The sequence below is a fragment of the Mesorhizobium sp. BR1-1-15 genome (genome assembly GCF_020165475.1).
Classification (GTDB): Bacteria; Pseudomonadota; Alphaproteobacteria; order Rhizobiales; family Rhizobiaceae; genus Mesorhizobium.
Map to the genome: position 1 here is coordinate 323,516 of NZ_JAIUIF010000004.1, position 26,549 is coordinate 350,064.

Annotated in this window: 23 protein-coding genes; 11 read left to right on the forward strand and 12 right to left on the reverse strand. The window is 64.1% G+C overall.

Features of this window, described 5'->3' with window-relative positions; translation table 11 throughout:
* The first annotated feature begins 88 nt into the window (after positions 1–88).
* The 5 genes from LB541_RS10100 to LB541_RS10120 all read left to right on the forward strand — a co-directional run bounded on the left by LB541_RS10100 (position 89) and on the right by LB541_RS10120 (position 4,722).
* Positions 89–1,642, forward strand: a complete 1,554-nt coding sequence (locus LB541_RS10100; RefSeq protein WP_140497048.1) for an alpha/beta fold hydrolase — start codon at positions 89–91, stop codon at positions 1,640–1,642.
* Positions 1,643–1,749: 107 nt separating this feature from the next.
* Positions 1,750–2,229, forward strand: a complete 480-nt coding sequence (locus tag LB541_RS10105) for a carboxymuconolactone decarboxylase family protein (RefSeq protein WP_140657857.1) — start codon at positions 1,750–1,752, stop codon at positions 2,227–2,229.
* Between the two features lie 18 nt (positions 2,230–2,247).
* Positions 2,248–2,676: a nuclear transport factor 2 family protein gene (locus tag LB541_RS10110; RefSeq protein WP_224518980.1), complete on the forward strand. Its 429-nt coding sequence runs from the start codon at positions 2,248–2,250 to the stop codon at positions 2,674–2,676.
* Between the two features lie 33 nt (positions 2,677–2,709).
* Complete coding sequence (locus LB541_RS10115) at positions 2,710–3,024, forward strand: hypothetical protein (protein WP_140497050.1); 315 nt, start codon at positions 2,710–2,712, stop codon at positions 3,022–3,024.
* 288 nt (positions 3,025–3,312) lie between these two features.
* Complete coding sequence (locus LB541_RS10120) at positions 3,313–4,722, forward strand: FAD-binding oxidoreductase (RefSeq protein ID WP_140817623.1); 1,410 nt, start codon at positions 3,313–3,315, stop codon at positions 4,720–4,722.
* 151 nt (positions 4,723–4,873) lie between these two features.
* Here the strand turns inward: LB541_RS10120 and LB541_RS10125 are convergent, their stop codons facing one another.
* The 6 genes from LB541_RS10125 to LB541_RS10150 form a co-directional block, all read right to left on the reverse strand.
* The gene (locus tag LB541_RS10125) at positions 4,874–6,301 is read right to left on the reverse strand and encodes a gamma-aminobutyraldehyde dehydrogenase (RefSeq protein ID WP_140817621.1); all 1,428 of its coding nucleotides are present in this window, start codon (positions 6,299–6,301) and stop codon (positions 4,874–4,876) included.
* 191 nt (positions 6,302–6,492) lie between these two features.
* Positions 6,493–7,308: an ABC transporter permease gene (locus LB541_RS10130; RefSeq protein ID WP_140523673.1), complete on the reverse strand. Its 816-nt coding sequence runs from the start codon at positions 7,306–7,308 to the stop codon at positions 6,493–6,495.
* Positions 7,298–8,263 carry an ABC transporter permease gene (locus LB541_RS10135; protein WP_140513016.1) on the reverse strand — a complete coding sequence of 322 codons (966 nt, stop codon included), beginning with the start codon at positions 8,261–8,263 and terminating at the stop codon, positions 7,298–7,300. Before LB541_RS10135 ends, LB541_RS10130 begins: the two co-directional genes overlap by 11 nt.
* Positions 8,264–8,486: 223 nt before the next feature.
* Positions 8,487–9,485 carry an ABC transporter ATP-binding protein gene (locus tag LB541_RS10140; RefSeq protein ID WP_140817617.1) on the reverse strand — a complete coding sequence of 333 codons (999 nt, stop codon included), beginning with the start codon at positions 9,483–9,485 and terminating at the stop codon, positions 8,487–8,489.
* 199 nt (positions 9,486–9,684) lie between these two features.
* Positions 9,685–10,839: an ABC transporter substrate-binding protein gene (locus LB541_RS10145; protein WP_140559728.1), complete on the reverse strand. Its 1,155-nt coding sequence runs from the start codon at positions 10,837–10,839 to the stop codon at positions 9,685–9,687.
* A gap of 126 nt (positions 10,840–10,965) precedes the next feature.
* Positions 10,966–11,892: a LysR substrate-binding domain-containing protein gene (locus LB541_RS10150; protein WP_224618281.1), complete on the reverse strand. Its 927-nt coding sequence runs from the start codon at positions 11,890–11,892 to the stop codon at positions 10,966–10,968.
* A gap of 89 nt (positions 11,893–11,981) precedes the next feature.
* On the opposite strand from LB541_RS10150, the gene LB541_RS10155 reads away from it, so the two are divergent.
* Positions 11,982–12,431: an RrF2 family transcriptional regulator gene (locus LB541_RS10155; RefSeq protein ID WP_224618283.1), complete on the forward strand. Its 450-nt coding sequence runs from the start codon at positions 11,982–11,984 to the stop codon at positions 12,429–12,431.
* On the forward strand, positions 12,421–13,320 hold the full coding sequence (locus tag LB541_RS10160) for an NAD(P)/FAD-dependent oxidoreductase (protein ID WP_224618285.1): 900 nt from the start codon (positions 12,421–12,423) through the stop codon (positions 13,318–13,320). Before LB541_RS10155 ends, LB541_RS10160 begins: the two co-directional genes overlap by 11 nt.
* 1 nt (position 13,321) lies before the next feature.
* Here LB541_RS10160 and LB541_RS10165 read toward each other — a convergent pair whose 3' ends face one another.
* Complete coding sequence (locus LB541_RS10165) at positions 13,322–14,092, reverse strand: DeoR/GlpR family DNA-binding transcription regulator (RefSeq protein ID WP_140556827.1); 771 nt, start codon at positions 14,090–14,092, stop codon at positions 13,322–13,324.
* Between the two features lie 443 nt (positions 14,093–14,535).
* Between LB541_RS10165 and LB541_RS10170 the strand changes: the two genes are divergently transcribed.
* Both LB541_RS10170 and LB541_RS10175 read left to right on the forward strand, forming a co-directional pair.
* Complete coding sequence (locus tag LB541_RS10170) at positions 14,536–15,414, forward strand: phosphotransferase family protein (protein ID WP_140497071.1); 879 nt, start codon at positions 14,536–14,538, stop codon at positions 15,412–15,414.
* Positions 15,415–15,418: 4 nt separating this feature from the next.
* The gene (locus LB541_RS10175) at positions 15,419–17,872 is read left to right on the forward strand and encodes an FAD-dependent oxidoreductase (protein WP_140624872.1); all 2,454 of its coding nucleotides are present in this window, start codon (positions 15,419–15,421) and stop codon (positions 17,870–17,872) included.
* Here LB541_RS10175 and LB541_RS10180 read toward each other — a convergent pair whose 3' ends face one another.
* Entirely contained in the window at positions 17,873–18,505 is a 633-nt protein-coding gene (locus LB541_RS10180; protein WP_181165288.1) for a class I SAM-dependent DNA methyltransferase, read from the reverse strand.
* 104 nt (positions 18,506–18,609) lie between these two features.
* Here LB541_RS10180 and LB541_RS10185 point away from each other — a divergent pair, with 104 nt between their 5' ends.
* Positions 18,610–19,512, forward strand: coding sequence for a phosphotransferase family protein (locus tag LB541_RS10185; RefSeq protein WP_224618286.1), 903 nt, complete (start codon positions 18,610–18,612; stop codon positions 19,510–19,512).
* Here LB541_RS10185 and LB541_RS10190 read toward each other — a convergent pair.
* The 3 genes from LB541_RS10190 to ilvD all read right to left on the reverse strand — a co-directional run bounded on the left by LB541_RS10190 (position 19,509) and on the right by ilvD (position 23,932).
* Complete coding sequence (locus LB541_RS10190; protein ID WP_140497079.1) at positions 19,509–20,432, reverse strand: DMT family transporter; 924 nt, start codon at positions 20,430–20,432, stop codon at positions 19,509–19,511. The genes LB541_RS10185 and LB541_RS10190 overlap by 4 nt on opposite strands.
* A 102-nt stretch (positions 20,433–20,534) precedes the next feature.
* A complete protein-coding gene (locus LB541_RS10195) occupies positions 20,535–21,815 on the reverse strand; it encodes an amidohydrolase family protein (protein WP_224618289.1) in 1,281 nt (426 codons plus the stop codon).
* A 272-nt stretch (positions 21,816–22,087) separates the two neighbouring features.
* Entirely contained in the window at positions 22,088–23,932 is a 1,845-nt protein-coding gene (ilvD, locus tag LB541_RS10200; RefSeq protein ID WP_140523649.1) for a dihydroxy-acid dehydratase, read from the reverse strand.
* A gap of 270 nt (positions 23,933–24,202) precedes the next feature.
* On the opposite strand from ilvD, the gene LB541_RS10205 reads away from it, so the two are divergent.
* On the forward strand, positions 24,203–24,670 hold the full coding sequence (locus tag LB541_RS10205) for a VOC family protein (RefSeq protein WP_140497085.1): 468 nt from the start codon (positions 24,203–24,205) through the stop codon (positions 24,668–24,670).
* Between the two features lie 170 nt (positions 24,671–24,840).
* Here the strand turns inward: LB541_RS10205 and LB541_RS10210 are convergent, their stop codons facing one another.
* On the reverse strand, positions 24,841–26,433 hold the full coding sequence (locus LB541_RS10210; RefSeq protein WP_140497087.1) for a peptide chain release factor 3: 1,593 nt from the start codon (positions 26,431–26,433) through the stop codon (positions 24,841–24,843).
* Between the last annotated feature and the right edge of the window lie 116 nt (positions 26,434–26,549).

Sequence of the window (26,549 nt, forward strand, 5' to 3'; positions counted from 1 at the left end):
TTCCTTCCGCTAAAGTTTAAGCTGCCGCAGGCGACGCAGCTCTGCTATGGTCGACGATCCGAAATCGCCAGGCCGGGCGGAACAACTCGTGAGGCCGATCGAGACCCGATACGCCCGTAGCGGCGATGTGCGGATCGCCTATCAGGTGGTCGGCCAAGGCGCGTTCGATCTCGTCTTCGTGCCGGGCTTCATCTCCAACCTCGACCTGCATTGGGAGGATGAAGGCTATAGCAGGCTGCTGAAACGGCTTTCCGCCTTCTCAAGGCTGATCCTATTCGACAAGCGCGGCACCGGCCTGTCCGACCGCGTCGATGCCAACCATCTCCCCAGCCTCGAAACGCGCATGGACGACGTGCGTGCGGTGATGGACGCGGCCGGCAGCGGCCGCGCGGCCCTGCTCGGCGCCTCGGAAGGCGCTCCGATGGCCATGCTGTTCGCCGCCACCTATCCGGAGCGGACACGCGCCCTGGCGCTCTATGGCGGCTATGCCCATTTCCACCGATGGGTGATGCCGCCGGAACGGCTGGAGGCATTCATCGCGACGACGGAAACCGCCTGGGGCACAGGCGCCACCTTGCCGCATTTTGCGCCCGGCCGCGTCGAAGACAGTCACTTTGCCGCCTGGTGGTCGCGATTCGAGCGGCTGTCGGCAAGTCCAACGGCGGCGGCGGCGCTGGCGCGAATGAATGCCGGCATAGACGTGCGCGGCATACTCTCGGCGATCAGCGCGCCGACGCTGCTGATCCACCGCCGCAACGACGCGCGCGTCGATCCCGATGCCAGCCGCTTTCTCGCCCGGAAAATCCCGAACGCCCGGCTTGTCGAAATCCCCGGGCGCGACCACCCGGTGTGGACCGGTGATGTCGACCGGGTCGCCGACCTGATCGAGGAATTCCTGACCGGCGAGCCGGCCGTGGCCGACAGCGAGCGCGTGCTCGCCGCATTGCTGGTGACGCGTATCTACGATACGGCGCGCCTCGGCGACCGCATGTGGAGCGAGCGCAGCCAGCGATTCCAGGAGACCTGGCGATTGCTGGTGGGGCGCCATGGCGGACGTGTCGCAGGCACGCATGGCGAGCTGATGATCTCGCGCTTCGACGGTCCGGCGCGCGCCATACGCTGCGCGGCGGCATTGCGCGAAGCGGCGCAGGAGATCGGTGTGGCCAGTGCACAGGGCGTGCATGTCGGCGAGATCGAGATGCGCGGACCGCCGGTCGGCTTGACTGCACGCGTGACCATACAACTTGCGGCCCATGCCAGCCGCGGCGAGATCCTGGCGTCGCGGCTGGTTTCCGACCTGGCGACCGGCTCCGGCCTACACTTCATCGATGGCGGACGCATTGCGCTCGACGAGTTGGACGAGCCGTTGGCGTTTGTTCTTGCGACGTCCGAGCAGCATCTGGAACCCGCCTGCCGATCCAAGCCCAGGCCTGCCGAACCGGCCGCGCTGACGGCGCGCGAAAGCGAGGTGGTGAGCCTGATCGCCGACGGCAAAAGCAATGCCGCGATCGCCGCCGAGCTCAACCTCAGCGAGCATACGGTCAAGCGTCACGTCGCCAACATATTGCTCAAGCTCGACCTGCCGTCGCGGGCGGCGGCGGCCGCGTTTTCGGCACGCAACCCTGGCCCGCACGGGCCATAAAGGCCATGGCGCTTTCGGGCGAAGCGGCCGATGGCGTCGGGGATTATCAATTCTTCCCATGCAGGCCAGGCGATATCGCCGTGACGGTACTGCGAAGGGAGGATGAAATGGTGAAATCAAGTCGCAAGACCAGATTGCTCGTCATCGCGGCCGGCGTCGGCGCCTTGCTGGCCCTGGCTCCGGCGCGGGCCGAGGATGCCTCGGCGACGGCAGCATACAAGGACATAGAGGCCACGCTCGGCTCCGTACCGGACATGTTCAGGACTTTGCCTGACGTGGCGGTCGCCGGTGCCTGGGCCGAGATAAAGTCGATGCAGCTCAACCCCAAGACCGCACTCGACGGCAAGACCAAGGAACTCATGGGGCTTGCCGTCGCCTCGCAGATTCCTTGCCAGTACTGCGTCTACTTCCACACCGAGGCCGCCAAGCTCAACGGCGCGACCGACGAGGAGATCAAGGAAGCGGTGGCGATGGCCGCGATCGTTCGCCACTGGTCGACGATGCTCAACGGCAGCCAGGTCGACCTCACAGCCTTCAAGAAGCAGACCGACGACGTGTTCGCGGCCGTGAAGGCCAAGTCGCAGTGACACTATCGCTGCACGGCGATGACCGCCGGGCAGCACTTTGCTCATCAACCGCCCGATCGGGAAGACGGGCCCATGGAGGACGAAATGCTGACCAAGACACAGACCGTTGACGGCGCGGCAATCAAGAAAGCCATCGAAGGGCGCGACGGACAGATGCTGTCGAGCTTTTACGCCGACGATGCGGTGTTGCGGGTCGTCGACCGCAATAATCCGCCGAGCAAGCCGCGCGAGATCCGCGGCCGAGCGGCGATCAGCACATTCTGGGACGACATCTGCAGCCGGGCAATGACCCACAAGGTCGATACCACCATTGCCGATGGCGACAATCTCGCCTTCACGCAAGCCTGCGCCTACCCGGACGGGACCAAGGTGTTCTGTGCGGCGATGCTGGAACTCAAGGGCGGGCGGATTGCACGGCAGACGGTCGTGCAGGCCTGGGACGAGTAAGCGGCATCAGCCGCATCTTCGGAGGAGGAAAACATGTTCAGCGCCAGATGGCAGATCGACGCCAGGTTCGGACACAAGCAGACCGTGCTCGACCTCTTGCGGAAATGGGAATCCGAGATCGGTTCGCAGGTCGGCGTCGCCGACCTGAAGTTCCAGATCATGACGGGTTCGATCGGCGCGCGGGAGGCGACGGTCGAATCTCACCACCAGGTCGAAAGCCTGGCCCAGTTGGAAGAGTTCTTCGCCAGGATCGGCAAAATCGACGCGCATGCCAAATGGGGCAAGGAGATCGAGCCTTACGTCGTGTCGGGCACCAGCCTCTGGCAGATTTTCCGCATCGTCGAATAATGCATGTCGCCCAAAGGTGCCCATAGAACAACGATCTGAAGCGCGCCGCATCGGTCCCTTTCGACGCGACGCGCTTTCGCTACCATGACGGCTTCCGCCTGCCCGCTATGGCTCTCCCGGGCCATTTCCCCACTGGCCCTTTCGGGCGAAGCAGCGAGGAGCCGGATCGGTGCAATGTGCTCTCCTGCACCATCCTGCGCACCCGACGGATGGACGGCACAAGCAAAGCAACAAGATAAATCGTCGCGTCGAAACCATATGGCGCGGGCGCGATCAGGGAGGAAACCGATGACCGACGAAACCTATGCAAAACTGCGTGAAGGCTTGCGCGGAGAGCTGATCCTGCGCGGCGGAGCCGGCTATGAGGAGGCCCGCAAGGTCTACAACGGCATGATCGACAAGAGTCCGGCGCTGATTGCACGCTGCGTCGATGTCGCCGACGTGATCACCGCTGTAAGGTTCGCGCGCATAAACGACCTCCTCATCGCCGTGCGCAGCGGCGGCCACAACGGCGCGGGATTGGGGATTTGCGACAACGGTCTCGTCATCGACCTGTCGATGATGAAAGGCGTCCATGTCGACCCGAAAACCCGCACCGTGAGGGTCGCGCCCGGCTGCACTTCGGGCGACGTGGACCACGCCACCCATCCTTTCGCGCTCGCCGTTCCGTTCGGCATCGTTTCGACCACGGGCGTCGCCGGCCTTACCCTCGGTGGAGGAACCGGCTATCTCACGCGCAAATACGGCCTCACCATCGATAATCTGATCGAGGCCGATCTGGTGCTGGCCGATGGCAGCATGGCGAAGGCCAGCAAAAGCGAGAATCCCGACCTGTTCTGGGCGCTCCGGGGCGGCGGCGGCAATTTTGGCGTGGTAACCAGCTTCCTGTTCCAGGCTCATCCGGTGAACATGATCTTCGGCGGTCCGGTGTTCTGGGACGCCAGGCACGCGTCGGCGGTCATGCGTACCTATCGCGACTACCTGCCGGAAGCGCCGGAAGACCTCGGCGCTTTCGTCGGCCTCAAATCCGTCCCTTCGAGCGATCCTTTCCCGCGCGAGCATTGGGGCAAGCGCGCCTGTGCCATCATCTCGTGCTACAACGGCACGGAGGAGGACGGGCGCAAGGCCATGGCGCCGCTGCTGGACACCTTGCCGCCGCCAATGTTCAACTGGATGGGCGTAATGCCGTTCCCGGCGATGCAGTCGCTATTCGACCCGCTCCTTCCGAAAGGCCTGCAATGGTACTGGAAGGGCGATTTCGTCAAGTCGCTTCCCGACGAAGCGATCGCGACCCATATCGCACAGGCCGCCCAGGCGCCCAGCGAATTGTCGCTCATGCATCTATACCCGATTGACGGCGCCGTCCGCCGCGTCGGCAAGGACGAGACCGCCTGGAACGCGCGTGACGCAAGCTGGTCGATGGTCATCGCCGCCATCGACCCCGATCCGGGCAAAGCCGCCGACCTGACCGCGTGGGCACGGAATTACTGGGCGAGCGTCCATCCCCATAATGGCGAGGGCGGCTACGTGAACTTCATGATGGACGATGAAGGAGACGCGCGCTTGCAGGCGAGCTATGGCGGGAATTACGAGCGGCTGAGCCAGGTTAAGCGAACCTACGACCCATCCAATGTCTTCCGGGTCAACCTGAACATCAAGCCCGCGACGTCGGCGATGCCGGGCCGGACGGCCGCGTAGTGCCGGGGTCTCGCCGCTGATGCCGTTCGGCGGCCGTGCCTGTCAAATGCAGCGCAATCGCGAAGTGGAATGGCGCTGACGACCCTCTCAAGCGGGGTCGCCGGCGCCGGCCACAGCCATATAAGATCTGCCTTTGCCGGAAGGAGACAGATTACCCGTGCGCCACCATCACATGGCGCACGGCGGTATAATCCTCCAGCGCGTAGAGCGACATGTCCTTGCCGTAACCGGACTGCTTCAGCCCGCCATGCGGCATCTCGTTGGTCAGCATGAAGTGGGTGTTGATCCAGGTGCAGCCATATTGCAGGCGAGCGGCCGTCGCCATGGCGCGCGAGACGTCCCTGGTCCATACCGATGACGCCAAGCCATAATCGCTGTCGTTGGCCCAGTTCACCGCCTCGTCGACTTCCGTGAAACGGGTGACCGAGACCACCGGGCCGAAGACTTCGCGGCGCACGATCTCGTCCTCCTGCAAGGCGCCGGCGACGACGGTCGGCTGGTAGTAGAAGCCGGTGCCCTCGCCCGGCTTGCCGCCGGTGGTGATCTCGATGTGCTTCAATTCCGAGGCGCGCTCGACGAAGCTCGAGACACGATCGCGTTGGCGGCGCGAGATCAGCGGGCCGATCTCGTTCTCGGCATCGTCCGGCAGATTGTACTTGATGGTCGACACGGCCGAGGAGAGATCGGCGACGAGCTTGTCGTAGACCTTCTTGCCGGCATAGATGCGGCAGGCGGCGGTGCAGTCCTGGCCGGCATTGTAGTAGCCGAAGGCGCGCAGGCCGTTGACCACGGCGCCGAGGTCGGCATCATCGAAGACGATGACCGGGGCCTTGCCGCCGAGTTCCAGATGCGTGCGCTTGACCGACTTGGCGGCCGCCTGCAGCACCTTCTTGCCGGTGGCGACATCGCCGGTGATCGAGATCATGTTGACCTTGGGATGGTTGATCAGCGTATTGCCGACGCTCTCGCCGCGTCCGAGCACGACATTGACGACCCCTTCGGGCAGGATTTCGGCCAGGATCTTCGCCAGTTTCAGCGCCGTCAGCGGCGTCTGTTCCGACGGTTTGAAGACGACCGTATTGCCGCCGCCGATCGCCGGCGCCAGCTTCCAGGCCATCATCATCAACGGGTAATTCCACGGCGCGATGGAAGCGACGATGCCGATCGGATCGCGCCGGACCATCGAGGTGTGGCCCGGCAGGTATTCGCCGGCTACCTGGCCTGGCATGGAGCGGACGGCGCCGGCGAAGAAACGGTAGCAGTCGACGATCGCCGGGATTTCATCATTGAGCACGGCATTGATCGGCTTGCCGCAGTTCAGCGCCTCGAGCGCCGCGAATTCCCTGGCTTCGGCCTCTATGCGGTCGGCGATCTTAAGGAGATAGCCCGAGCGCTGCGCGGGCGTGGTTCGCGACCAAGCCGCGAACGCTTTCCCGGCAGCCGTCACCGCCGCCTCGATCTGCGCCGGGCTCGCCTCGGGGAGATTGAGAATGGTCGCCCCGGTCTTCGGATTGAGGACCGGCTCCTCGGTCTCGGTGCCTTTCTCGAACTTCGAGCCGATCAACATCTGGGTGTCCATTGGATTCTCCATTGGCAATAGTGAGTAGTGAATGATGAATAGTGAGTAGTGAGTAGTGAGTAGTGAGTAGTGAGTAGTGAGTAGTGAATAGTGAGTAGTGAGTAGGTTTCTGCCGCGTATTCACTATCCAAAACTACTATTCACCATCCTCCCATTCACTACTCACTACTCACTACTCACTGCTCACTATTTCATTTCCCGCTGCCGGCGATCTGGTCGCCGTCGCGGGTCAGGTAGTAGGCGGCGAGGATCGGCAGCAGCGTCACCAGCACCACCACCATCGCCACGACATTGGTGACCGGGCGCTGGCGCGGGCGGATCAGTTCTTCAAGCATCCAGATCGGCAGCGTCTGCTGCTGGCCGGCGGTGAAGGTGGTGACGATGACCTCGTCGAACGACAGCGCGAAGGCCAGCATGCCGCCGGCAAGCAGCGCCGTGGCGATGTTGGGCAACACGATATGCCGGAAGGTCTGGAAACCATCCGCGCCGAGATCCATCGAGGCCTCGATCATCGAGCCCGAGGTGCGGCGGAAGCGGGCAACGGCATTGTTGTAGACGACAACCACGCAGAAGGTGGCGTGGCCGAGCACGATCGTCCAGAACGAGAACGGAATGTCGGCCAGCGCGAAAGCCGAACGCAGCGCAATGCCGGTGATGATGCCGGGCAGCGCGATCGGCAGGATGACCAGCAGCGAAATGGTTTCACGGCCGAAGAATTTCGTCCGTGACACCGCGGCGGCGCACAGCGTGCCGAGAACCAGCGCGATGGCCGTTGAGATGGCGGCGACGCGCACCGAGAGCGACAGCGCTTGCCACACGTCCGGCCGGTTCCAGGTGACGGCGAACCACTGCGTGGTGAGCCCCGGCGGCGGCCAGACGAAGCTCTTCTCTTCGGTCGTGAAGGCATAGACGAAGATCAGCAGGATCGGTAGATGCAGGAACAGCAACCCGCAGGCCGCAGCGATCTTCAGGCCAAGCGGAGCCGATTGGGCACGGTCAGAGCGCATCGAAGGCCCCCATGCGCTTGGCGCCCCAGAGATAGAAGCCCATGATGACGATCGGCACCACCGTGAAGGCGGCGGCGAGCGGGATGTTGCCGGCCGTGCCTTGCTGCGAATAGACGGCCTGGCCGATGAACAGGCGCGACGTGCCGATGATCTGCGGGATGATGTAGTCGCCCAATGTCAGCGAAAAGGTGAAGATCGAGCCGGCGACGATGCCGGGCAGCGCCAGCGGGAACAGCACATTGCGAAAAGTCTGGCCGGGCGACGCGCCAAGGTCGGAAGAGGCTTCGACCAGATTGCCGGGCACGCGCTCGAGAGCTGCCTGCACCGGCAGGATCATGAAGGGCAGCCAGACATAGACGAAGACGATGAAGGTGCCGGTGAACGACACCGACAGCGAGTTGCCGCCGACGACCGGCAGCGACAGCCACGCATCGAGCAACCCCAACAGGTTCAGCTTGGCGAGCAGCCAGGTGAGAATGCCTTCCTTGGCCAGGATCAATTTCCAGGCGTAGATCTTGACCAGGTAGCTCGACCACAGCGGCAGCATGACGCCGAGATAGAACAGCGCTTTCCAGCGGCCGCGCGCATAGCGCGCCGCGTAATAGGCAATGGGGAAAGCGACGACAGCCGAGGCCAGCGTCACCAGGGCCGCCATCGTCACCGTGCGCAGAATGATGTCCAGATTGGCGGCCTGCAACAGGTCGCCATAGGTCTTCAACGTGAACTCACGGTTGATAAGCCCGGAGAACTCGTCGATCGAGAAAAAGCTCTGCGCCAAAAGAGCGAACAACGAGCCGATATAGACGATGCCGAGCCACAGGACCGGCGGCAGCAGCATAAGCAGAAGGAGCAGTTGCGGCCTGCGCCAGAAGAGGTCGGAGAGCGCGCCGCGTATGCCGCCGCTGCCGGGCAGGATGGCAGGGGCTGGGCTGGGGTTGAGCGCGGCAATGGTCATGGGGCCGCCGTGTGCTGAAGAGAATTATATGAGAGGCCGCGTTCTGCGTCGCCCCCCTCTGTCCTGCCGGACATCTCCCCCTCACGGGGGGAGATTGGCAATTTCTCAGCCTCGCCAATTCTGCGACGTTGGAAATTGGCGAAACCCGAAAGGGCAGCCAATCTCCCCCCTTGCGGGGGAGATGTCCGGCAGGACAGAGGGGGGTGCTTCGCGCAAGCCTTCATCACACCGCCTCGTCCATCAAATGCAGGCTCTCCCGGTTGAAGGTGAGCACCACCGCCTCGCCTTCCCTGGGCAAGGCCGTGCCGGCAGGCACGATGGCGTGCAATTTCAGACCGTCGGCATCGAGCGCCAGCCTGGTGGTCGCCCCGAGATAGTTAGTTGAGACGAGGCGCGCGGCGACGCCCTCGCCTTTCGCGGCGCGGCCGACGCGGATGGATTCGGGTCGCAGGCTGCCCCAGCGGCGCTGGCCGCAATAGCGCTGGACGAAATCCGGCGGCAGCACGTTGGAGGAACCGACGAAATCGGCGACGAAGCGAGTGCTCGGCCGCTGGTAGATATCTTCCGGCGTGCCGATCTGCATGATCCTGCCGTCGTTGAAGACGGCGACGCGATCGGCCATCGACAGCGCCTCGCCCTGATCGTGGGTGACGAAGACGAACGTTATGCCGAGCGCCTTTTGCAGCGACTTCAGCTCTTCCTGCATGTTCTCGCGCAATTTGAGGTCGAGCGCGCCGAGCGGCTCGTCGAGCAGCAGCACCTTGGGCTGGTTGACCAGTGCGCGGGCCAGCGCGACGCGCTGGCGCTGACCGCCGGAAAGCTGGCCAGGGCGGCGGGCGCCGTAGCCGGGCAGCCTGACCAGCGACAGCGCCTCTTCCGCTGCCTTGTGCCGCCCGGCCTTGCCGACGCCCTTGACCATCAAACCATAGGCGACATTGTCGAGCACATCGAGATGCGGGAACAGCGCATAGTCCTGGAAGACGGTGTTGACGTTGCGGCGATAAGGCGGAACGCCCTCGGCGCGCTCGCCGAAGATCGAAATCGAACCCGCCGTCGGCTGCTCGAAGCCGGCAATGAGGCGCAGGCAGGTCGTCTTGCCGGAACCGGACGGCCCGAGCATGGCGAAGAACTCGCCAGGCACGATTTCGAGGTCGACCGTGTCGACGGCGCGCACGCTGCCGAAATGGCGCGAGACTTTTTGAAAGGAAACGGCTGAGGTCATGGGGTGTCAGTCTCTTGCCGATTGGGTTCTCTTCGGTCGCCCGCAATCGTGGCTGGACGGCGAACGCGCGCCACTTACCTCCTCTCGATGCGGGAGGTCGCGGCGAAGTCGCGGGTGGGGGTGCTCTGGCACAGACCGCCGCGACGCCCCGCCCCGACGCTGCGCGTCGACCCTCCCCACAAGGGGAGGGTGAAGAAAATCATCGCCCGCCGATGACGCCGATATAGTCCGACACCCAGCGGTAATAGGGCACGCACTGGTCGTTCTGGGTGGCGCATTTGGTCACCGGCGTCTTCCAGAACTTGATCTTGTCGAAGTTTTCGTAGCCGTTGGTCTTGCAGCCTTCGTCGGTCAGGAGCTCGTTGCCCTTGCAGGCGGCGGGGACGACCGGCAGCGAGCCGAACCAGGCCGAGACGTCGCCCTGCACCTTGGGCGAAAGCGAGTGTTCGAGCCACATATAGGCGCAGTTCGGATGTGCCGCGTCGGCCTCCATCATAGTGGTGTCGGCCCAGCCGGTGACGCCTTCCTCCGGCACGGTCGAGGCGATGGGCTTCTTGGCCGCGATCAGCGTGTTGACCTGGTATGGCCACGAGCCGGAGGCAACCACGCCTTCGTTCTGGAAATCGTCGACCTGGATGGCGGCGTCGTGCCAGTAGCGGCCGACCAGCGTGCGCTGGACGCGCAGCAACTCAAGCGCGGCCTTGTACTGGTCCTCGTTCAACTCATAGGGGTCCTTGATGCCGAGCTCCGGCTTGTGGAACATCAGGTAGTTGGCGGCATCGGCAATGTGGATCGGGCCGTCATAGGCCTGGACGCGGCCCTTGTTGGACTTGCCGTCCGGCAGCTTCATCTCCTCGAAGACGATGTTCCAGCTCTTGGGCGCTTCCTTGAAGACATCGGTATTGTACATCAGCACGTTCGGCCCCCACTGGTAGGGAACGCCGTAATGCACCTTGTCGACGGTGAACCAGGGGGCGTCCTTGATGCGGTCGTCGACCGTCTTCCAACTCGGGATGAGATCGGTATTGATCGGCTGCACGCGCTTGCCGGCAACGAGGCGCAGCGATGCATCGCCCGAAGCGGTGACGAGGTCGAAGCCGCCCTCGTTCATCAGCGAGACCATCTCGTCCGACGTGTTGGCGGTCTTGACGTTGACCTTGCAGCCGCTTTCCTTCTCGAAGGCGGTGACCCAGTCATAGCCCTTGTCGGTCTCGCCACGCTCGATATAGCCCGGCCAGGCGACGATATTGACCTCGCCTTCACCCTTGCCGAGTTCCGTGACCTGAGCGATGGCCTGGCCGGAGAAGGTCAGCGCGACCGTCAATGCAGTGCATGACTTCAGGAATGAATTCATCGTCGATCTCCCATTGATAGGGCCCGCGCTTCGGCGGCGGCTTTGTTCCCTGACGCGAAGGTGCTGTGAAAATCCCGGTTTCGCAAATTCATTTATCAGAAGGGGGATATCGGTTTTTCCGATAGATCAGCGGCCGTTCTTGTCGGGGCGCTGGCGAACCATGCGCTGCGACTGCGCGAGGCCGATGAAATCGCGCGCAGCCTGCGGCAGGCCGGAGCCGCGGCGCCAGACCATCCCGACCTGGACGACGGGTAGGGCACCGGAGACGTCGCGCGATTCGATGCGGTCGCCTTCCAGCGACCATGGCCGGTAGACGAGGTCGGGCAGCAGCGCCACGCCCGCGCCGGTGGCGACAAGGCTGCGCACCGCTTCGACCGAACGGGTGCGGAAGGCGACATGCGGCTTGGCGCCGATTGCCGTCAGCAGCTTGCCGGTGTTCTCCTCGATCTCGTCGACGGTCAGCATGATCAGCGGCTCCGAAGCGATGTCGCCGATGCCGATGATGTCGGCGCCGGCGAGCGGATGCCCGAGCGGCAGCCACAGGCGGTAAGCCGAGACTTCGAGGATTTCGGATTGCAGCGCGGTTCGGTCGCGCAGATTGGACGTGACCATCACGGCGATGTCCAGCTTGCCGCCGATCAGCAGATGCTCGAGATAGTCGCCATTGTCCTCGATGGCGGAGACCTCGACGCCGGGATAGGCACGGCGGTAGCGGGAAAGCAGGTCCGACAGCACATAGCCGGCGACCAGCGAGGTGACGCCGAGCTGCAGCCGGCCGCCCGCTGTCGCCTGCTCGCCGAGGAAGGCGCGGCGCGCATCGGACACATCGGCCAGGATCTTGGTGGCGTGACGCAGGAACTGGTGGCCCTTGTGGGTGATGTTGAGGCCGCGCGGATGGCGGTCGAACAATTCGACGCCGAGATCGCCTTCGAGTTCCTTGATCGCTTCGGTGACCGAGGATTGCGAAATGGAGAGGTTCTGCGCGGCACCCGACACCGTGCCCTGCTCGGCGACGGCGATGAAGAACTGCAACTGGCGGATGGTGAAAGTCATGGCCGGACTAAACACGGCGGAGACGACACTGGGAAGTGGAAACGGATCGGCAACTTGACGGCCCCCAGAATCGTAACTTAATAAGTTACATGAAACGCAACAGCCGGCTGTCTTCCATCTTGCACATTCTGGTCCACATGGCCGAGAAGCCCGAGCGGGCGCTGACCTCGGAGCAGCTTGCCACCTTCATCCATACCAATCCGGTCGTGGTGCGCCGCACCATCGCCGGATTGCGGGATGCCGGCATCGTCACCTCGTCACGCGGACACGGCGGCGGCTGGCTGCTCGGGCGCCCGCCCGACGAGATCTCGCTGGCCGAAATCAGCGCCGCGCTTGGCGAGACGCTGCTGCCGTTCGGCACCGAGCCGGAGAGCCCCGGCTGCCTTGTCGAGCAGGCCGTCATCGCCGTCCTCGACGATTTTCGCATCGCGGCGGAGAAGCTGCTGGCGGAAAAGCTCAGCCGTATCACGCTGGCCGACCTGACCGCCGACTTCCGCCGCCGTTACGACCTCATCGGAGTCTCCAGCCATGCAGTATGATCTTGCCGTCGTCGGCGGCAGCTTTGCCGGCCTGTCCGCTGCCATCCAGGCGGCCCGGGCCCGGCGCAACGTCCTGGTGATCGACGCCGGCCAGCCCCGAAATCGGTTCGCCGCGCATTCGCACGGCTTCCTCGGCCAGGACGGGCGCACGCCAGGCGCCATCCTGGAGGAGGCAAGACGGCAGTTGCTAGCCTATCCGACGGCTCGCCTTGTCAACGGACGTGCGGACAAGGCGGTCGCCAATAGCAGCAGCGACTTCGAAATCAGCACAGAGGGCGGCGAGACCTTTGGCGCCGCGCGGCTGGTTCTGGCCACCGGCGTGCGCGACATCCTGCCGGAAGTTCCCGGGCTTGCCGGGCAGTGGGGCAAGACCGTGCTGCACTGCCCCTATTGCCACGGCTACGAGGTTTCCGGCGGGCCGCTTGGCGTGCTGGCGACCGGGCCCATGTCCCTGCATCAGGCGCAGTTGATCGCCGACTGGGGCGACGTCACGCTGTTCGGCAATCGCCTGATCGAGCCCGATGCCGAACAGATGTCTGCCCTGGAAGGCAAGAATGTGAGGTTCGAACCCGCTGCGGTCGCCGAACTGCGGGAGGATGGCACGGGCGGCTTGACGGTGATCCTCGACGACGGCCGAAAGGCCGGGGTTCGCGCGATATTCACCGCGCCGCGCAATAGCATGGCGAGCCCGGTGGCCGAACAGCTCGGTTGCGGCTTCACGGACGGTCCCCTCGGCCCGGTGATATCAATCGATGACAGGCAGCAGACGACGGTCCCCGGCGTCTTCGCCGCCGGGGACGCGTCACGCGCGATGCACAACATCGCCTTCGCCGTATCGGGCGGCGCCTTCGCCGGCATATGCGCCCACCAGTCGCTGGTATTTGGTTAGCTCAGGCTGCGTTGCCCGCGACGCTGAGCCGCGCACCGGCCTGCGCCAGGCCGGCAGCGATGTCGCGCGGCGGCGGCCGGTCGGTGGCGAGCTCGGAAAAGCCATCGAAGCCGCAGACCTGGACCAGGCCCTGGCGCCCGAACTTGGAATGATCGGTGACGACGAGCGAACGCTGGCCGCGCGACAGCACCATGCGGGCGAACTCGGCCTCGTCGAGATCGTAATCCATGACACCCGTCACCGCATCGACGGCACCCGTCGAGATCACCGCATGGCTGACCGAGAAGCGGCTGACGAAGTCGATGGCCGAGGCGCCGAAGGCGGCGCCGGAATCGCTGCGCAGCTCACCGCCGGCCATGTAGACCTTGTTGCCGTTGACGGTGGCCAGCGTGCGGGCGATGTCGGATGAGTTGGTGACGACCGTCAGCCGCCGATGGCCGAGCAGTTCACGCGCCAGGAACGAGGTGGTCGTTCCCGTGTCGAGCATGATCGATTCGCCGTCGCGGATGGTGGCGGCGACCATGCGGGCGATGAGGCGCTTGGCCTCGGCGTTCTCTCGCATGCGCCGTTCGAACGGCGCTTCGCCGATCGTCGACGGCAGGCCGACGGCGCCATGCATCTTCAGGAGCGAGCCGTCGCTGGTGAGGGGCTTGACGTCGCGGCGCACGGTCTCCAGCGAAACGCCCAGCCGGTCGGCCAGGCTGGCGATGGTGACGGTGCCTTCCTCCTGCAGAAACCGCAGGATTTCGCCGTGCCGCTTGGAATGGCTCATCGGGTCATTTCCAGTCGCGCCATGATGCAGTGACCGCTTCTATGGCAAATCTGCCGCATATTACAAGGAATCTCGAAAGAATACGGGCAGGAAAGCAGAAAAAGCCACAGAATCTCGTTGACAACGTGGCTTACCCGGCGTGACACTGATGCCGTGTCAGGCTCGCACTGCCACGGAAAAGCGATAGCGGAGCCTGATCCGAATTTGTGTGCCCCAAGGTCTGGAAACTGCCTGACGCGAGGGCGACTGGAAGAATTTTCTCATCCGCGGGGGCGGATGCCGGCCTCGAAGAGCCCGGCACGTGGGGCTCGTCGGTGCGGCGCGGGATACCGATCCCGAATGCCGCGCCGGCGAGGTCTTTGCCAGAACGAGCGTCCGGACAAACGGCGGGTCGCCACGGCGGCGCCGCCCCGTCGGCGCCTTGCCGTACGAAGGGCGAATTCATGACGGCCGAGGACCGCATCCGCGCCCTGCCTTGCTGGACAGGCAGCGTCGAGATCGAGCCGCTGCCCGGCGGGCTGAGCAATGCCAATTATCGGGTTAAGGACGCGGCCGGGAGGCATGTCGTGCGTTTCGGCAGGGACTATCCCTTCCACCACGTCTTTCGCGAGCGTGAGGTGATGACCGCACGCGCCGCGCATGCCGCCGGTTTCGCGCCGGCGGTCCGCCATGCCGAACCCGGCATTCTCGTGACGGAATATCTCGGCGCCAAGACCTGTCTGGCTGAGGACGTGCGCGCCAATCTCGGCCGTGTCGCCGCCCTGATGCGCGGCTTTCACCGTGAGATGCCCAACCACGTCTCCGGTGCCGGCTTCATGTTCTGGGTGTTCCACGTCATCCGCGACTATGCGCGCACGCTGGAGGACGCCGGCAGCCGCAAGGCGAGCGACCTGCCGCGTCTGCTGATGCTGGCCGACGAGCTCGAACGCGCCCAGAAACTGCTGCCGATCGTGTTCGGCCACAATGATCTTTTGCCGGCGAATATTCTCGACGACGGCAGCAGGCTATGGCTGATCGACTTCGAATATGCCGGCTTCAATACCGCGATGTTCGACCTTGCCGGCGTCGCCTCGAACGCCGGCATGAGCGACGAGGAATCCTTCGCCTTCCTGACCGCTTATTTCATGAAGGAGCCGGACGAGGCGATCCGCCGCTCGCATGCAGCCATGCAATGCGCCTCGCTGCTGCGCGAGGCGATGTGGAGCATGGTTTCGGAACTCTACCTCGACGTGCCCGGCATCGACTACGTCGCCTACACGGAAGAGAACCTGACGCGGCTCGATGCCGCGCTGGAAAACTACCGGACAAAATACGGGACCTGAATTCATGACCTTGCCAACCCAGGCAGCGATCGTCGTCATCGGCGGCGGCATTATCGGCTGCTCGACGGCCTACCATCTGGCCCGCGACCACAAGGCAGATGTGGTGCTGCTCGAACAGGGCAAGCTGACCTCGGGCTCGACCTGGCACGCCGCCGGCCTGGTCGGGCAGCTGCGCTCGTCGGCCTCGATCACCCGCGTGCTCAAATATTCGGTCAACCTCTACAAGGGCCTGGAGGCCGAGACCGGCCTTGCCACCGGCTGGAAGATGAGCGGGTGCCTGCGCCTTGCCACCAATGCCGACCGCTGGACCGAGTACGAGAGGCTGGCGACGACAGCGAAGAGCTTTGGCATGGACATGGAGTTGCTGTCGCCGGCAGAGGTCAAGAACATGTGGCCGCTGATGGAAACCGGCGATCTCGTCGGCGCTTCCTGGCTGCCGACCGACGGTCAGGCGAGCCCATCCGACGTCACCCAGTCGCTGGCCAAGGGCGCGCGCATGCATGGCGCAAGGCTTTACGAGGAAGTGCGCGTCACCGGCTTCGAGATCAAAGGCGGCCGCATCATTGCGGTGAAGACCAACATGGGCGACATCGCCTGCGACAAGGTGGTGAACTGCGCAGGACAATGGGCACGGCAGGTTGGCGCCATGGCCGGCATCAACGTGCCGCTGCAGCCGGTGAAGCACCAGTTTATCGTCACCGAGAAGATCGACGGGCTGGCGACCGATGTCCCGACCATCCGCGACCCGGACCGGCGCACCTATTTCAAGGAAGAGGTCGGCGGGCTGGTGATGGGCGGCTATGAGCCAAACCCGCAGGCCTGGACGACAGATCTCCCCGGAGGCGACGTGCCCAATGACTGGGAGTTCCGGCTGTTCGACGACGACTATGATCATTTCGAACAGCACATGAGCCAGGCGATCGCGCGCGTGCCGGCGCTGGAAACCGTCGGCGTCAAGCAGATGATCAACGGGGCCGAGAGTTTCACGCCGGACGGCAATTTCATCCTCGGCGTGGCGCCCGAATGCGCCAACATGTTCGTCGGCGCCGGCTTCAACGCCTTCGGCATCGCTTCGGGCGGCGGCGCCGGCTGGGTGCTGGCGCAATGGGTGGTCGATGGCGAGGCGCCGTTCGATCTGTGGGTCGTCGACATCAGGCGCTTTTCCAGCCTGCACCGCGACCGGCACTGGGTCCGCGAGCGCACACTGGAAGCCTATGGCAAGCACTACACGATCGGCTTTCCGCATGAGGAGTATCTTTCCGGCAGGCCGCGCATCGTTTCGCCGCTGTACAACAGGCTGAAACAGCATCGCGCCGTGTTCGGTTCGAAGCTCGGCTGGGAGCGGCCGAACTGGTTCGCCCCCGAAGGCGTCGAGCCGCGTGACGTCTATTCCATGGGCCGGCAGAATTGGTTTTCAGCCGTCGGCGACGAACATCGCCATGTGCGCGAGAAGGTCGGCATCTTCGACCAGTCGTCCTTCGCCAAATACGAGCTGACCGGGCCCGACGCGCCGAAGGCGCTGGACTGGATTTGCGCCAATGACGTCAACAAGCCGGCCGGCCGGCTGACCTATACGCAGCTTCTCAACACGCGCGGCGGCATAGAGGCCGATCTCACCGTGTCGCGGTTCGGCGAGGACAGGTTCTATATCGTTACCGGCACGGGCTTCCGCACCCATGACCTGTCCTGGATCAGCGACCATGTCGAAAAGGAGCTCGACATCACGCTCACCGACGTCACCGAGGATTTCGGCACGCTGTCGCTGATGGGACCGCGCGCCCGCGAAGTGCTGGCCGGCGTGACCGATGCCGACGTTTCCAACAGCGGTTTCCCATTCGGCCATGCCCGCGAGATTGTCGTTGCCGGCCACACCGTGCGGGCGTTGCGCGTCACCTATGTCGGGGAACTCGGCTGGGAGCTGCACGTGCCGATCTCCGCAACCGGCGAGATCTTCGACGCGTTGATGTCGGCAGGCAAGCAACATGATATCCGCCCGGTCGGCTACCGGGCCCTGGAATCGCTGCGACTGGAAAAGGGCTATCGCGCCTGGGGCTCCGATATCACCCCCAACGACACGCCGCTGGAAGCCGGCCTCGGCTGGGCGGTGAAGCTTCGCAAGAACACGGATTTCGTAGGGCGGCGCGCCTTGGAGAAAATCACTGGCGGGCCATTGAAGAAGCGTTTCGCCGGCTTCACGGTCGACGATCAGGACATCGTGCTCGTCGGGCGCGAGACGATCCTGCGCAATGGCGAGCCGGTCGGCTATCTCAGCAGCGGCGGCTATGGCTACACCGTGGAGAAGAACATCGGCTACGGCTATGTGCGCAATGCCGACGGCGTGAGCGACGATTTTCTCGCCTCGGGCCGCTATGAGCTGGTCGTGGCGATGCAGCGCACGCCGGCAAAGATCCATCTCGAGCCGATGTATGATCCGGCCGGGAACAGGATCAAAGCCTGATCAGTTCACACGCAAGGCGAGGCAGCGGCTGGGCACCGTGTCGGCCTCGCCCGGCATCGAGACGTACGGGCGCGTTTCCTCGATGCGGGTGACCAGCCCCTGCGCCTCCAGCTCCGCGACCCGCGCGTTAAAGCCCAGATCCCAGATCGTATTCTTGACCGTCAGCACGATCACGCCGCCCGGCCGGCAGATGCGGATCAGTTCGTCCAGCCCTTCGGCACCGACATGGCCCGAGGTAAAGACGCCGGCCGAGATCACCCCGGCATAGGCATTGTCGGCAAAGGGCAGCGGCCCGCCAAGCGCCAGGCAATGCAGGGCCGAATAGACGCCCTTGCGCTCTGCCTGATCCAGCATGCCTTGCGAGATGTCGAGCGCCTCGACCTCGGGATAGCCGGCAATGTCGAGCCATTCGCCGATGAGCCCGGTGCCGGCCCCGGCATCGAGCAGCGGGGCCGAGCCACGCGGCAGATGCCTTGCCAGCAAGGCCAGGCAGATGGTGGGATGACGATAGCCGGCGGCCGACATGTCGCTGTCGTAGGTCTGCGACCAACGGTCATAGAGCGCCGCCACGTCTTCCGGGCGCTTGGCCGCGTAGGCAGCGCCAAGCGCGCCCTTATGCTTGCTGTCGGTCACTTTCGTCCTGTCCGCCATGCCCTAAATTGGTCTCGCACAGATGATAGCCAAAGCACGAATTTTGTGGAACCGTCTCTGCGACAAATAACAGCGGGGGAGCGGGCATGACAATGGACGAGGCACGGACAAAACTTGCCGCCATTCCCATGCTGGCCGGCTATAACGGGACGCTGGAGCGGCTTGGCGGCCTCACCAACCTGGTTTTCAAGGCCGGGGACTTCTGCCTGCGCATTCCAGGCAAAGGCACCGAGGAATATATCAACCGCGCCAATGAGGCGGTGGCGGCGCGCGAAACGGCTAAGGCAGGCGTCAGCCCCGAGGTGCTGCATGTCGATCCGGGCACCGGCGTGATGGTGACGCGCTTCATCGCCGGCGCCGTAACCATGTCGCCGGAAAAATTCAGGGTTCGGCCGGGCAGCCCGGCGCGTGCGGGAGAGGCCTTCCGCAAGCTGCATTCGTCCGGTGCGGTGTTTCCGTTCCGTTTCGAACTGTTCGCGATGATCGATGACTATCTGAAGGTGCTGTCGACCAAGGAGGTCGCCCTGCCCGCCGGCTATCACGACGTGCTGCGCGAGGCCGGTGGCGTGCGCGCGGCGCTGTCGGCCCACCCGCTGCCCGTCGTCGCCTGTCATTGCGACCCGCTGTGCGAGAATTTTATCGATGCGGGTGACAGGATGTGGATCGTCGACTGGGAATATTCAGGAATGAACGATCCGCTCTGGGATCTTGGCGACCTCTCCGTCGAAGGCAAGTTCGATGCCGCGCAGGACGAGGAGATGATGCGCGCCTATTTCGGCGGCGAGGCGAAACCGGCGGAGCGCGGCCGCATCGTCATCTACAAGGGGATGTGCGACCTGTTGTGGACACTGTGGGGACTGATCCAGCTCGCCAACGACAATCCCGTCGACGATTTTCGGGCCTATGCCGACGGCCGCTTCGCGCGCTGCAAGGCGCTGATGGAGACGCCGGAATTTTCACGGCACCTGGCGGCGATCCGCGAGGGCTAATTCACGCCCTTCGGCACGTTTTCAGGCGGCACCGTCGTGTCGACCACCTTCTGGCGATGGAAGATGAACAAGCCGGCCAGCACGACGATGACCGAGCCGATGAGGATGCGCGGGCCGGGAACGTCGCCGAAGAACGCCAGCCCGAAGACCACCGCCCATAGAAGCAGCGTGTAGTGCAGCGGCGCCAGCGTCGAGGCCGGGGCCAGCTTGAGCGCCCGCGTGATCATCAGATGGGCACCGCAGGAGACGATGCCGAGCAGCAGCATGGCGCCGAAATCGAGCGCCGACGGCGTGTGCCAGGCGCCGATGGTCAGGGCGCCGCCGACCAGCAGCGTGCCGATGGTCTGCCATGTCACCAGATTGGTGTCGCTGGTGCCGCGCAAGCGCCGGTTGAGGATGATGGCGAAAGCGAAGGCAATGCTGCCCGCCAGCGCGAAGCCCGACGACAGCGAGAAAGCCGCCGAGGAGGGCTTGAGCATGATCAGCACGCCGCAGAAGCCGAGCAGGATCGCCATCCAGCGGCGCCAGCCGACCTTCTCGCCAAGCAGGAGATGCGAGAGTGCCGCCACATAGATCGGCCCGGCCATATAGAAGCTCATCACATCCGCAAGCGGCAGATAGACGACGGCGGCATAGAAGAGCCCGGTATCGAGCGTGGTCATGATGACGCGCAGGACCTGCAATTCGGGCCTTTCCATGCGGAACAGCTTGGCGGCGCCCTGGTGGGCGATCATCGGACCGAGCACGAAAAACGCGCCGATCGACCTGATCAGAACCACCTGGCCGACGGAAAAGCTGGCGACCAGCCATTTGCCCATGGCGTCGTTGAGCGCAAACAGGAAGTCGCCGGCCAGCATCAGCAGAATGCCGGCCAGAAGCACGTTCCTGATTGTGGTATTCTGCGCCACGGGTTGCGTCATGCCGATCCCTTGCCTGTCCAAGCCGCGTCGTAGACGGAAGCGGCCGCTTTGACGAGGAGAAATCCGGGAATCGGCAAGGCCAGCGCCGGAAATCGGCTGGGTCTAGGACGAGACGTGCCGCCGGTTCACCAATGCCGGCCTGCCGGGGATGGCAAGCCTGGTGTCCTGCCTGGTTCGTTCCGCCACCACTTTGCCCCTGGCGATGACGCAAATGCGTTCGGGGCGCAGGCGAATAGCCTCGACCGGATTGCCGGCGTCGAGAACGACCAGGCTGGCGCGCTTGCCGACGGCGAGGCCCAGATGATCGAGCCCCATGATGGCGGCATTGACGTTGGTGACCATGTCGAAACAGCGCGCCACGTCGGCCGGGCTCGACATCTGGGCGACGTGAAGCCCCATGAAGGCGACGTCGAGCATGTCGGCGGTGCCCAGCGAATACCAGGGATCGAGCACGCAATCCTGGCCCCAGCCGACGCGGATGCCCAGCGCCAGCATCTCCTTGACCCGGGTCATGCCGCGGCGCTTGGGAAACGTGTCGTGGCGCCCCTGCAGCATGATGTTGATCAAAGGATTGGGGATGACGGAGACGCCCGCCTCGGCGATCAGCGGCAGGAGTTTCGAGACGTAGTAATTGTCCATGGAATGCATCGAGGTAAGATGCGAGCCGGCCACCTTGCCCTGAAGGCCGAGACGCTGCGTCTCATAGGCCAGTTGCTCGATGTGACGCGACAGCGGGTCGTCGGTCTCGTCGCAATGCAGGTCGACCATCAGGCCGCGTTTTGCCGCGATCTCGCAAAGCTCGGTCACCGAGCGGGTGCCGTCGGCCATGGTGCGCTCGAAATGCGGAATGCCGCCGACGATATCGACACCCAGATCCAGCGCGCGGATGGTGTTTTCCCGTGCACCGGGCGAGCGGTAGAGCCCATCCTGCGGAAAGGCGACCAATTGCAGATCGATATAGGGCGCCACCGTCTTCTTGACATCGAGCAGCGCCTCGACCGCCAGCAGCCTGTCGTCGCAAACGTCGACATGGGTGCGGATGGCGAGCAATCCCATCGACACCGCCCAGTCGCAATAGGCGAGCGCGCGATCGCGCACCGCTTCATGCGTCAGAAGCGGCTTCAGTTCGCTCCACAGAGCAATGCCTTCAAGCAGCGTGCCCGAGGCGTTTATCCGCGGAATGCCGTAGGAAAGCGTCGCATCCATATGGAAGTGCGGGTCGACGAACGGCGCAGAGACCAGATTGCCCCGCGCGTCAATCGTCGTGCCGGCGTTGCCATCGAGCTTCGGCTCGATCGTCGCGATCGTCTCGCCGACGATGCCGATGTCGGCAACCCTGCCGTCAGGCAGTGTGCCGCCGCGAACGATAAGGTCGAAATCCATCTGTGTCGTCCCCGAAGAATCAGCACCTGTCGGCTGCCGCCGTGATCGCGGTGGGCGAAAAATCTTGCCACGTGGCGCCGCCCCTCATCCGCCTGCCGGCACCTTCTCCCCGTATAGAGACGGGGAGAAGGGAGATGCTGCGACCTCGCCGCCATTTTTGCAACGTCTACAATTGGCGAAATCTTTGGTTATAGCCCTTTCTCCCCGTCACTTACGGGGAGAAATGTCCGGCAGGACAATGAGGGGCAGCACGAACCTGGCCGATTCGAGCGCTACTCCGGAACGTGCCTCACCGCACCCTTGTCGGCGCTGGTGGCGAAGGCGGCGTAGGCGCGCAACGCGGTCGTCACCTTGCGCTTGCGTTTTTCTTCGGGCTTCCAGGCCAGGGCGCCCTTGGCCGCCATCGCCGCCCGGCGGCTGGCGAGCTCCTCATCGCTCACGGCGAGGCGGATCGAGCGGTTGGGGATGTCGATCTCAATCGTGTCGCCTTCCCGCACCAGCCCGATCGTGCCGCCTTCGGCGGCTTCCGGCGAGACATGGCCGATCGAGAGCCCCGACGTGCCGCCGGAGAAGCGCCCGTCGGTGATCAGCGCGCAAGCTTTGCCCAAGCTTTTCGATTTCAAATAGCTGGTCGGATAGAGCATTTCCTGCATGCCGGGGCCGCCGCGCGGTCCTTCATAGCGGATGACGACGACGTCGCCGGCCTTGATCTCATTCGACAGGATCGCCTTGACCGAGGCATCCTGGCTTTCGAACACCCGCGCCGGGCCGGTGAATTTCAGGATCGACTCGTCGACGCCGGCCGTCTTCACGATGCAGCCGTCGAGCGCCAGGTTGCCCTTGAGCACGGCAAGGCCGCCGTCTTTGGAAAAAGGCGTCTTCGCCGAGCGGATAACGCCCGTCTCGCGGTCCAGATCGAGCTCGTCCCAGCGACGATCCTGGCTGAAGGCGACCTGCGTCGGCACGCCGCCGGGCGCGGCGAGGAAGAAATCTCGCACGTTCTGGCTTGAGGTGCGCGAAATATCCCAATGATCGAGCGCCTCGCCGAGGCTTGATGTGTGCACGGTCGGCAGGTCGCGGTTGATCAGTCCGGCTTGGTCGAGCTGGCCGAGGATCGCCATGATGCCGCCGGCGCGGTGGACGTCCTCCATGTGCACGTCGGACTTGGCCGGCGCCACCTTGCACAGCACGGGCACCCGCCGCGACAGCCGGTCGATATCCTCCATGGTGAAGTCGACCTCACCCTCATGCGCCGCGGCTAGGATGTGCAGCACGGTGTTGGTCGAGCCACCCATCGCGATGTCGAGCGTCATGGCGTTCTCGAACGCGCCCTTTGAAGCGATGCTGCGCGGCAGCGCCGTCTCGTCGTCCTGCTCGTAATAGCGTTGGGCGAGATCGACGATCAAGTGTCCGGCCTCGACGAACAGCCGCTTGCGGTCGGCGTGCGTCGCCAGTGTCGAACCGTTGCCCGGCAGCGACAGGCCGAGCGCTTCGGTCAGGCAGTTCATCGAATTGGCGGTGAACATGCCCGAGCAGGAACCGCAGGTCGGGCAGGCGGAGCGCTCGATGACCTTGACGTCCTCGTCGGAGATCTTGTCGTCGGCGGCGGCGACCATGGCGTCGACCAAGTCGAGCGCCTGCGCCTTTCCGGCGAGCACCACCTTGCCCGCTTCCATCGGCCCGCCGGAGACGAAGACGGTCGGGATGTTGAGGCGCAGCGAGGCCATCAGCATGCCGGGCGTGATCTTGTCGCAATTGGAGATACAGACCATGGCGTCGGCGCAGTGGGCGTTGACCATGTACTCGACGGAATCGGCGATGAGCTCGCGCGACGGCAGCGAATAGAGCATGCCGTCATGGCCCATCGCGATGCCGTCATCGACGGCGATGGTGTTGAATTCCTTGGCGACGCCGCCGGCCTTCTCGATCTCGCGCGCGACCAGCTGGCCGAGATCCTTCAGGTGGACGTGGCCCGGCACGAACTGGGTAAAGGAGTTGACCACGGCGATGATCGGCTTGCCGAAATCGCTGTCCTTCATGCCGGTGGCGCGCCAGAGGCCGCGGGCGCCGGCCATGTTGCGGCCATGGGTGGTGGTGCGGGAGCGATAGGCAGGCATGAACTTTCCTTAGCTGGCTGGCTGCGCCCGATGCGGAGCGTCGCGGCCCTGAATATGGATCGCAGGCGTTATAGACCGGCAATTATTGTCTGGCCACATTTTTGCAATGCGCCAGATTCTCCAGAAAAATTCAGAGTTTGCGAAAAAAGATGGCCTCCCGTGTCGGATCGCCTACCGGGCGCCCGTCCTTGGATCAACGGCAAGGGAGTGGGACCATTTTCTCAGACAGCCGTTCCATTGTAGCAGCAAGAAGCAACCGAGGAGCACGACATGCAAAAGATCACCACCTGCCTGTGGTTCGATGGACAGGCCGAAGAGGCGATGAACCACTATGTCTCCATCTTCAAGAATTCGAAGGTGCTGAGCGTCATGCGTTGGCCCAAGGGCCACGCCGATGAAGGCAAAGTGCTGCTGACCACGTTCGAGCTCGACGGCGTGCCGTTCCAGGCACTCAACGGCGGACCGCAATTCAAATTCAATGAGGCGATGTCACAGTCGATCGACTGCAAGACGCAGGAAGAGGTCGACTATTTCTGGGAGAGGCTCACCGAGGGCGGCGAGCCCGGCCCCTGCAGCTGGCTGAAGGACAAGTTCGGCGTCTCCTGGCAGGTGGTGCCGGAACAGCTGCCGCGCCTGCTCCAGGATCCGGACCGGGAAAAGGCCGGCCGGGTGATGAGTGCGATGATGAAGATGGGCAAGATCGACATCGCCAAGATCGAAGAGGCGGCGAAGGGGTGAGAAGTGGTCCGCGTAAGCGGACGGAAAGCCAATTGATTGGCTTTTCCGAGCTTCGAACGCCCTGAGCCTGCGAAGGGCAGGGCTGTCCATTGATTTTTGAGGCCGGCGCTGCCCCTCATCCGCCCTTCGGGCACCTTCTCCCGTGAACGGGGAGAAGGGAAGACCGCCCCTCAAGCCGCCTTGTCGCGGACCTGATAGTCCTTGATCGTGGCGAAGCGGATCGCTTTCCAGCGCTCGGCTTCGTAGTTCAGCGAGAAGGCGTGCTGGGCGAGGAACACCGGGTCGTTGTCGAGGTCGCGGGCGATGTCGCCGCGATGGGCTTCGATGAAGCGCTGCACTTCCGTCTTGTCGTCAGCCGAGATCCAGCGGCAGACTGAAAAACGCGACATCTCGAATTCGACCGGCAGCGTGTATTCGAAGTTCAGCCGCTCCTTCAGCACGTCGAGCTGCAGCGCACCGACGACGCCGACGATGGCCGGCGAGCCGTCTTCCGGCGAAAACAGCTGCACGACGCCCTCCTCCGCCATCTGGTGCAGCGCCTCCTTCAGCTTCTTGGCCTTCATCGCATCACCGAGCCGCACACGACGCAGGATTTCCGGGGCGAAGTTCGGCACGCCGCGGAACAGGATTTCCTCGCCCTCGGTCAGCGTGTCGCCGATGCGCAGCGTGCCGTGGTTGGGGATGCCGACGACGTCGCCGGCAAAGGCCTCGTCGGCGGTGACGCGGGTGCGGGCGAAGAAGAATTGCGGCGCAGACAGGCTCATCGGCTTGCCGGTGCGCACCAGCTTGGCCTTCATGCCGCGCTCGAGCTTGCCCGAGCAGACGCGCACGAAGGCGATGCGGTCGCGGTGGTTGGGATCCATGTTGGCCTGGATCTTGAAAACGAAGGAGGTCATCTTGTCCTCGGTCGCCTCCACCATCCGGGTGTCGGCATCCTGCGCGCGCGGCGGCGGCCCGAAAGCGCCGAGCGCCTCGATCAGGTCGCGCACGCCGTAATTGCGCAGCGCCGAGCCGAAATAGACCGGCGTCAGATGGCCCTCGCGAAAGGCGTCGATGTCGAGCGGACGGCAGGCTTCGCGCGCGAGTTCCAGCTCCTCGATGAAGGCCTCGCGCTCGTTTTCCGGCAACAGGCCGGCGACGCGGTTGGAATCGGGACCGTTGACCGGAGTGCGTTCCTTCTCGTCATCGCCCTTGCGCACGGCGTTCAGCGCCAGGTGGTAAGTGCCCGAAAACGTCCTGCCGCGGCCGATCGGCCAGGTGATGGGCGCGGTATCGAGCGCCAGCTTCTGCTCGATTTCGTCCAGTATCTCGAAGGGATCGCGGCTCTCGCGGTCCATCTTGTTGACGAAGGTGATGATCGGGATGTCGCGCAGCCGGCAGACCTCGAACAGCTTCAGCGTGCGCGGCTCGATGCCCTTGGCGGCGTCGATGACCATGACCGCTGAGTCGACCGCCGACAGCGTGCGGTAGGTGTCGTCGGCGAAATCCTCGTGGCCGGGCGTGTCGAGCAGATTGAAGACATTGTCCTCATACTCGAACGTCATCACCGAGGTGACGACCGAAATGCCGCGTTCGCGCTCGATCTTCATCCAGTCCGATCGGGTCTGGATGCGGTCCTTCTTGGCCTTGACCTCGCCGGCAAGCTGGATGGCGCCACCGAACAGCAGCAGCTTTTCGGTGAGCGTCGTCTTGCCGGCGTCCGGGTGGGCGATGATCGCGAAAGTACGGCGGCGCGATACCGCCTGTTCGATGTCTTCAGCCAATTTATGGAATCCTGTCTGTGGCGCGGGCTTCTAGCAGCGCTTTCCCGGCCTGTCGAACAGATTTGCCCGGATTGGTCCGCCGGCTCTTGAGATAGGGACGACGCGATGGCATCAGA